The following is a 7,994-nucleotide window of genomic DNA, read 5'->3' as shown; positions in this document are numbered from 1 at the left end:
AATTAAAATAACGATGGTTCATAGGGTTATCCAATCAAAACCGGAAGGTTAAAACCCTAACTCTAATATACAAGGAGAAACGCTATGCTTGCAATAGGACTAATGTCAGGAACCAGTTTGGATGGGATCGACGCTGCTTTAGTAAAAATCAATGGCTGCGGCACCGAAACAGACGTACAGCTGATGGAAATGGTCACACTACCCATTGGTGAAGAATTGAAGGAACGAATAAAAACTGCTTGTGATCCTGTGGAATCAAATGTTCCCCTCATCTGCCAATTAAATACTGAATTAGGATATCAATTTTTGAAAGCGTGTCAAATCCTCTGCCAAAAAGCTGGTATTGAAGAAAAAAGCATTGATTTTGTTGCCAGCCACGGACAAACGATCTGGCACTCCCCCGATTCTGATCCAGCGAAAAACAGCACCTTGCAAATTGGCGAACCTTCGATTATCGCTTATGGCTTACAAACGAAAGTCGTCGCCGATTTTCGAGTGATGGATATGGCTGCTGGCGGTCAAGGCGCCCCTCTTGTTCCTTATACAGATTATCTGCTCTATCAATCAGACAGCAAAAATCGTTTGCTGCAAAACATTGGCGGCATCGGCAATGTTACTGTACTACCAAAAAGTGGCAGCTTAAACGAGCTGTATGCCTTTGATACAGGTCCAGGAAACATGGTCATCGATGAATTAATGGTTCAGTTATTCGGCCAGCCTTATGATGCGTTTGGTGAAACAGCCCGTGCGGGAGCAATTATACCCACCTTGCAAAAGGAATTAAGAACTCATTTTTATTTGTCCCAGCAACCGCCGAAAAGCACTGGGCGTGAGCTTTTTGGAAAACATTTTGTGCAGCAGTTATTGACCAAGTATCCCGAAGCAGCCCCTGAAGACTTGGTGAGGACTTTAACCGATTTCACCGCTTTTTCCATCGCTGACAGTTACCAACGGTTCATTTTTCCTCAGTTGGGAACAAACGATCTGGAAGTGATTCTCTCGGGCGGTGGTGCCCACAATCATCTGCTGATTGAACTGATCCAAGGCTATTTACCAGAATCAGTAGCCGTTGGAACACAAGATGACATTGGCGGTTCCAACGATGCCAAAGAAGCGGTGGCTTTTGCCATCTTAGGAAATGAAACCCTTCACAGCCGTGTCAATAATGCCCCTGCAGCAACCGGGGCAGCCCAAGGCGTGATTTTAGGGAAAATCATTCCGAATCCATGGGAAGCAAAAATGTAAAACACCTTAGGAGGATAAACCATGTTAGATAAATTCACTCAATTCATCGAGCGCCATTTGGCAGGACCGATGGAAAAACTTGGCAGCCAGCGTCACTTGCGGGCGGTTCGTGACGGGATCGTCTCAACCTTGCCATTGATCATCGTCAGTTCGTTCTTTATGATTTTAGCCTTTCCACCGCTGCCTCAAAGTTGGGGCATCTATCAGTTCTTGTCTAGCAATGCCACAACTATCTTATTGCCTTATCGAATGACGATGTACATTATGAGCTTGTATGCGGCATTCGGGATCGGATACAGTCTTTCTCGCTCTTATAAGCTTGATGGTCTTTCTGGCGGGATCCTAGCTACGACCGCCTTCTTACTGACCTTCACCCCTGTCAATATCCCAGCAGAAGCCTTGGATGCTGCTGGAACGGTCGGCTTTGTCTTGCCAATGGCCAATTTAGGGAGTGCTGGTATGTTCGTGGCGATCATCACCTCGATTCTTGCCGTTGAAATCTATCGGTTAACGGACAAATCGAAATTTAAAATCACGATGCCAGAACAAGTCCCCCCTGCAGTCGCTCGTTCTTTCGAAGCCTTGACCCCTACCTTAGTCATTATTTTAGGAATGGGTGCGATCACTTACTATATCGGCTTTGACTGGCACACGATCGTGGCAAAAGTCGTCGATCCTTTGGTCAGTGCCGCAGACACTTTGCCAAGTGTGCTTTTGATCACCTTCTTGACGACCTTCTTCTGGTCATTCGGGATCCATGGTGCTTCTATCGTTGGTTCACTGGCTCGTCCATTATGGTTGCAGTTATTGGAAGGAAATACGACTGCGCTTGCTTCAGGAGATATGATTCCCAATATCGCAGCCGAACCATTTTATCAATGGTTCATCTGGATCGGTGGGGCTGGTTCAACGATTGGTTTGGCTATCTTGTTAGCGTTTCGCACCAAATCGGAATTCGGTTCAAAACTAGGAAAAACAGCCTTGATTCCAGCTATTTTCAACATCAACGAACCACTGATTTTCGGTACACCGATCGTTTTGAACCCAATCTTGATCCCACCTTTCATCATTGCACCACTAATCAATGGCGTCATTGCGTGGGTCGCTACCTCAGCTGGTTTAGTCAATGCAGTTACGGTCAATGCCCCTTGGACATTGCCTGGACCAATTGGCGCTTTCTTAGCGACTGGCGGCGATTGGCGTGCGATCGTGCTGAATGTTCTTTTGATTCTTTTATCGATCCTGATCTATTACCCATTCGTAAAAATCTACGACAAAAACGAATTGGAAAAAGAAAATCAACCAGTCGCACAATAATGTGTAAATAAAGGTCGTACGAAGCACCCACCAAGACAAACAGAAGAAGCCTTCCTCACCAGCTTTTTCCAATGCCAAGAGGTGCTTCGTGCGTTTTTTTAGAAAGAAGGAAAACCATTGAAACGAGAAATTGGCCTTTCGATTTACCCCGACCATAGCGATCCTTTACTGGATCAAGACTATTTAAAAAAAGCTGCTGCCCTTGGTTACTCTCGCTTATTTATGAGTATGCTAGAAGTCAGTGAAGGCAAAGAGACCGTCAGAAAAAAATTCTCTTCGATTATCGGCTTTGCCAAGAACCTTGGCTTTGAAACGATATTAGATATTTCGCCTGCTGTTTTTAGTGATCTGGCGATCTCTTATGACGATCTTAGCTTCTTTGCAGAATTAGGTGCGGACGGTATCCGCTTGGATCAAGGGTTTGATGGCAATAAGGAAGCCCAGCTGACCTTTAATCCATTTGGCTTAGCGATTGAATTGAATATGAGTAATGATGTGAACTATTTAGAAAATATCCTTTCTTATCAAGCCAATGAACCTTTTTTATATGGCTGCCACAATTTTTACCCCCAACGAGGCACAGGCTTAACGGATGCTTTTTTCCGCAGCTGCAGCCAACGTTTTAAAAAATACGGGTTGAAAACAGCCGCCTTCATCACTAGTCAATCAGCCAAAATCGGCCCTTGGGAAGTCAATGATGGCTTACCGACCTTAGAATCTTGTCGAGATTTACCATTGGCGCTGCAAGGGAAGCTGCTTTTTGCTTCTGGGTTGATCGATACCGTGATTATCGGCAATGCTTATGCGTCGGATGCAGAGCTGAAAGCTCTGGCGGCGATCGATCGTTACAAGCTGACCTTTGGCGTTTTCGTAGAAGCAGAGGCCAGCGAAATCGAACGGAGAATATTAGCCGAAACCAATCATTTTCGTCGTGGTGACAGTAATGCGTTAGTCGCTCGTTCCACACAGTCACGGGTGAAGTACCGTCCCATCGAAAACCTCCCTCATACAAACCAAGAACCTTTTGCCTATGGGGACATCGTTATCGGCAATGATACCTTTGGCCAATACAAAAACGAATTGCAGATCGTTTTGACCTCTCACCAAGACACGCGAAAAAACAAAGTCGGCGCCATTTCAAGTGACGAGCTGCCTTTGTTGGAATATTTAAAACCGTGGACCAAATTTGCTTTCGAATTATTGGATTAACTCATTAGAAAAAAGCCGCTGATCACAAAAGGGTCAGCGGCTTTTCTTAGGTATTAATCTTCTCTTTTGGACTCATCGATTTGATAAACAAATGACGGATCAATCGCTTGATCCAGTGTGTCAAATGCACCCTGGATGCGCCGTTCGACTTCCGCCAAGCCCTCTTTGTCCATCTTTTTGATGTCACTGATGTCAATGGGCTCCCCAAAGCGGACGGTTACTCGTTTGCGTTTAAAAAGATCTTTTAACGTCAGCGGTCCTTGATAAACAGAGGGAACGATCTTGACCTTAGCCATTTTTGCGATCAACGCCATGCCGCCTTTTAAAGCTGTTGCGTGTCTCGTACCACTTGGAAACATGATCAAGCTAAGATCCGTTTCCTTCAAAATTTTGACTGGCGTCTTTACCGCGCTCGGTCCCGGTTTGTCTCGTTTGACTGGAAAAGCATTGGCATGGATCAATATGAACCGTAAAATCGGGTTTTTGAACAGCTCTTCTTTCGCCATAAAACTAAATTTCTTTGGTCGAGCAGCCACTGCTAGGTACAATGGATCCCACCAGGTTCGGTGAGGAGCCACTAAAATGTAGTTTTCATTTTTAGGTAAAACCTCTTTGTTTTGATAACGAGCATTGCCGTTGATCAAAAATAATACCACGCGAACCACACCGCGCATAAAGCGAAAAAACATACTCATTTTCCTTTCTATTTCTCTCCTACTCAAGTATGCAAAAAAACGGTTTAAATGACAAGCATTTTTTAGCGTTTCCCATTATTCTTAATCGTAGTATAATACATTGAAATGAATTTAGAACAGGAGTATGCTTCATGTTGCAACCGAACGAACGCATCGACCAATTGTATGCCGATGACATCAAGATCATTCAAAGTTCCGAAGTTTTTTCTTTTTCATTAGATGCTGTCTTATTAGCAAATTACGCTAGAGTGCCAAAAAGAGGTGTAATCGTTGACCTTTGTGCAGGGAATGGCGCAGTCGGTTTATTTATCAGCAAAAAAACGACCGCTCATATTTATCAAATCGAATTGCAGGAACGCTTAGCGGATATGGCGCAGCGCAGTATCGAATTAAACGACTTGCAAGACCAGTTGACGGTCTATCCTATGGACTTGAAGAACCTCTTTCAAAAAATCAAACCTGATTCCGTCGATCTTTTGGTCTGCAATCCGCCTTATTTTAAAAATGTACCGACGGCGATCAAAAACCCGAATCCCTATTTAGCGATCGCTCGGCACGAGATCACCACAACTTTAGATGAAGTGATCCAAACCGCTAGCAAAGCGTTAAAAATGAACGGACGGTTTGCGATGGTTCATCGCCCGGATCGCTTTCTCGATATTTTGGACCATATGCGCGCCCATCGAATCGCACCAAAGCGCGTCCGCTTCGTCTATCCGAAAGTAGGCAAAGAGGCCAATATTTTATTGATTGAAGGAATCAAGGATGGCAAGGCGGATGGCTTTAAAATTGATTCCCCTCTCATTACCTATGATGAAACGGGTGCCTATAGTCCCGAAGTGAAGGCGATGCTCTATGGCTGCTGAGAATCATTATTTTTATGTCTTGCGTTGCAACGATCAATCCTTCTACGGTGGTTATACCACTGATTTGAGCCGCCGCTTATTAGAGCACAACAAAGGGATCGGAGCAAAATATACCCGTCCTGCTAGTCGCAGACCATTACAAATGATCCATGCGGAAAGCTTTTCCACTCGCAGTGAAGCCACTCAAGCAGAAGCAGCCTTCAAAAAATTGTCTCGCAAAAAGAAAGAGGACTACCTGAGCAGCCATAGCGAGAGTAATGTTATCTGACCAAGCATACAAAAAACTACCTGCGCACGGAAGATTCCTGCTTGAAGGAGCTTTCTTTCGTGACTTAGGTAGTTTTCTTTTATGGTTATTCATTCCTATTTGGTAACGCCCATTGGGTTTGACTTTTCCCAAATTCTTTCGGGATCACAGAATCGACGGATTGATATTCGAGGGTTTCTTGAGACTTTGGAATCGTAATTGCCGTCAAATAGTTGTTGGTTTCGGAATAGAAGCCGATCGTTTCAAAGGAAGGATCAGTCAAATGGTATTGAACCCCCTGCAGCTTAGCCGTTGTTTCCTCTTCCACAAATGTCGGTTGATAGCGAGCATAGTAAACCTGGGCGCCCATTTTAAAATATACGGAGTTATGAGCAGATCCAAGAAATTCAATCGCCCGTTCCACTGGTACTGCTTGATAGATCCCTAAAGTTTCAATCGCTTTATTGCTTTGGATGCGCTGATAAACTGCTGTAGTATCAGATTCGTAATATTTATAGCCTAAAAACATTTTTTCGCGGTCTCGGATATTCGGTGTGATCAGCGCATTATACGTTTTGAATTCACCATACACTTGATCTCCAATAAAAAAGCCTAGCAGACACGCAACGACTATGCCGCCAAGGAATAGCGTCACTTTTGGGTTACGGTTTTCTCGATAAAGCAGAACCATCAGGAACCCTAATAATGCGATCAGACCAACCACCATAAGAATTGGTAGGATCACATAGTAAAAACGTTCACTTTGCAGCCATTTTTCGATCGTCATAAATGCAATCATTCTTTCTTCCCCTTCGATTCCTCACTACCTACTGTTTTTCCCTTGGTCAACCAGTAGAAGGATCGTCCTTTCATCCCTTTTCTTGCCAGCGACTCTTCCGACGCTCGATTCACATGTAAATTCTTATGAAATTAATTTTACCATAAGTATGTATAAAAGATAAGTATTCGTTGGATTGCTTTTCACGACCAGCATCCATTGACAAAACGAGGGTTTTATCAGATAATATTGATGCTAATAGGGAATGAATGTCTCCCTCAGTTCTTACTGAAACCGCAATTTTGCTAATGACTTCTACCACTTTTTTTTAGTGTGTAGTAGTCATTTTTTATTTTCACTCGTTCGTCATAGTTGCAAGAGCATTATTCCTATCTTTTTTAAAGGATCGTGATAGAAATGAAGAAACAAGAAACAACGTATTTTGAACTGACTGCATTAGGTTTGCTCAGTCTGGTGATTGGGGTGCTTGCTGGAGCTGTTGACACTTTCTTTGGCAAAATTTTGCTGTTTTTAAGTGCCTTCCGTGAAAGTCATTTTTTGTCATTGATTCTCTTCTTACCAATTATCGGTATTTGCTTTACTTACCTTTTCCAAAAGTATGGCGATCGGAGTCCTCAAGGAATGAACTTAGTGTTTTTAGTCGGGCAGGAAGAAGAAAAAGATATTCCACTGCGTTTGATTCCTTTTGTAATGGTGGGAACCTGGCTGACGCATTTATTTGGAGGAAGCGCAGGCAGAGAAGGAGTTGCGGTTCAGTTAGGTGCCACCATCGCCAATCGTTTAGGAAATTGGCTGCGACTAGAAAAGTACGCCAGCACCCTGATCATGATTGGGATGGCTGCGGGATTTGCTGGTTTATTTGAAACCCCCATCGCTGCGACGTTCTTTGCATTGGAAGTGCTTGTCATCGGTAAATTCAGTCATCATGCCCTCTTACCTGCTTTGCTGGCTGCTTTCACTGCTAGTACGACTTCTCAATGGTTAGGCTTAGAAAAATTTAGTCTTATGTTGCCTCAATCCGTCGATTTGACGATACCTGTTTTTCTGAAATTACTTGTGATTGGGTTGATTTTTGGTATGGTTGGCGGCAGCTTTGCGGGCTGTTTAGAAACGATGAAACGCATCATGAAGCGGCGCTTCCCGAATCCACTGTGGCGTATTGGGATTGGCGCATTGGCGTTAGTCTTGCTTTTTGTTTTATTGTATCAAGGGCGTTATTCAGGCTTAGGAACAAATTTGATCAGCGCGAGTTTCACGAAGCAACCGATCTATTCTTATGATTGGCTGCTTAAGTTGGTGTTGACCGTATTAACCATCAGCATTGGTTTTTTGGGTGGAGAAGTCACCCCTTTGTTTGCGATTGGCTCTTCTTTGGGGGTCGTGTTGGCACCACTGTTCGGACTGCCTATCGAACTGGTAGCAGCACTAGGCTATGCCAGTGTTTTTGGCAGCGCCACTAGCACCTTATTTGCACCGATCTTTATTGGTGGAGAAGTCTTTGGCTTTCAAAATCTACCCTTCTTTGTGATCGTCTGCTCCGTCGCCTACTTTATCAGTAAACCTTATAGTATCTATCCTTTACAAAAAAGATCGGCAAAAGGACAATGAGCCACTTC

General features: G+C 43.8%; 8 protein-coding genes and 1 riboswitch. Of the genes, 6 read left to right on the top strand and 2 right to left on the bottom strand.

From position 1 onward, the window contains the following. Positions 1-84 precede the first annotated feature (84 nt). The 3 genes from anmK (at position 85) to ACI3E5_RS12225 (ending at position 3,771) form a co-directional block, all read left to right on the top strand. Positions 85-1,245 (top strand): anhydro-N-acetylmuramic acid kinase AnmK, encoded by a 1,161-nt coding sequence (gene anmK / locus ACI3E5_RS12235; RefSeq protein WP_115232517.1) that lies wholly within the window; start codon positions 85-87, stop codon positions 1,243-1,245. Positions 1,246-1,266: 21 nt separating this feature from the next. After that, positions 1,267-2,562: a PTS sugar transporter subunit IIC gene (locus ACI3E5_RS12230; RefSeq protein ID WP_005229683.1), complete on the top strand. Its 1,296-nt coding sequence runs from the start codon at positions 1,267-1,269 to the stop codon at positions 2,560-2,562. A gap of 117 nt (positions 2,563-2,679) precedes the next feature. Further along, positions 2,680-3,771 (top strand): DUF871 domain-containing protein, encoded by a 1,092-nt coding sequence (locus ACI3E5_RS12225; RefSeq protein WP_325844960.1) that lies wholly within the window; start codon positions 2,680-2,682, stop codon positions 3,769-3,771. A 53-nt stretch (positions 3,772-3,824) separates the two neighbouring features. Here the strand turns inward: ACI3E5_RS12225 and ACI3E5_RS12220 are convergent, their stop codons facing one another. Next, complete coding sequence (locus ACI3E5_RS12220) at positions 3,825-4,460, bottom strand: lysophospholipid acyltransferase family protein (RefSeq protein ID WP_005229679.1); 636 nt, start codon at positions 4,458-4,460, stop codon at positions 3,825-3,827. Between the two features lie 137 nt (positions 4,461-4,597). Between ACI3E5_RS12220 and ACI3E5_RS12215 the strand changes: the two genes are divergently transcribed. Then, the gene (locus ACI3E5_RS12215) at positions 4,598-5,332 is read left to right on the top strand and encodes a tRNA1(Val) (adenine(37)-N6)-methyltransferase (protein WP_016610820.1); all 735 of its coding nucleotides are present in this window, start codon (positions 4,598-4,600) and stop codon (positions 5,330-5,332) included. After that, on the top strand, positions 5,322-5,600 hold the full coding sequence (locus ACI3E5_RS12210; RefSeq protein WP_005229675.1) for a GIY-YIG nuclease family protein: 279 nt from the start codon (positions 5,322-5,324) through the stop codon (positions 5,598-5,600). Before ACI3E5_RS12215 ends, ACI3E5_RS12210 begins: the two co-directional genes overlap by 11 nt. Positions 5,601-5,685: 85 nt before the next feature. Here ACI3E5_RS12210 and ACI3E5_RS12205 read toward each other — a convergent pair whose 3' ends face one another. Further along, on the bottom strand, positions 5,686-6,378 hold the full coding sequence (locus tag ACI3E5_RS12205) for a hypothetical protein (protein WP_325844959.1): 693 nt from the start codon (positions 6,376-6,378) through the stop codon (positions 5,686-5,688). Positions 6,379-6,609: 231 nt separating this feature from the next. Beyond that, a riboswitch (Fluoride riboswitch) is annotated at positions 6,610-6,682 on the top strand. A 92-nt stretch (positions 6,683-6,774) separates the two neighbouring features. On the opposite strand from ACI3E5_RS12205, the gene ACI3E5_RS12200 reads away from it, so the two are divergent. Continuing rightward, positions 6,775-7,986: a chloride channel protein gene (locus tag ACI3E5_RS12200; RefSeq protein ID WP_325844958.1), complete on the top strand. Its 1,212-nt coding sequence runs from the start codon at positions 6,775-6,777 to the stop codon at positions 7,984-7,986. The last annotated feature ends 8 nt before the right edge of the window (positions 7,987-7,994 follow it).

It is taken from the genome of Candidatus Enterococcus avicola, assembly GCF_047470845.1.
GTDB classification, from domain to species: Bacteria; Bacillota; Bacilli; order Lactobacillales; family Enterococcaceae; genus Enterococcus_D; species Enterococcus_D casseliflavus.
This window is presented reverse-complemented; position numbering and strand designations above follow the sequence as displayed.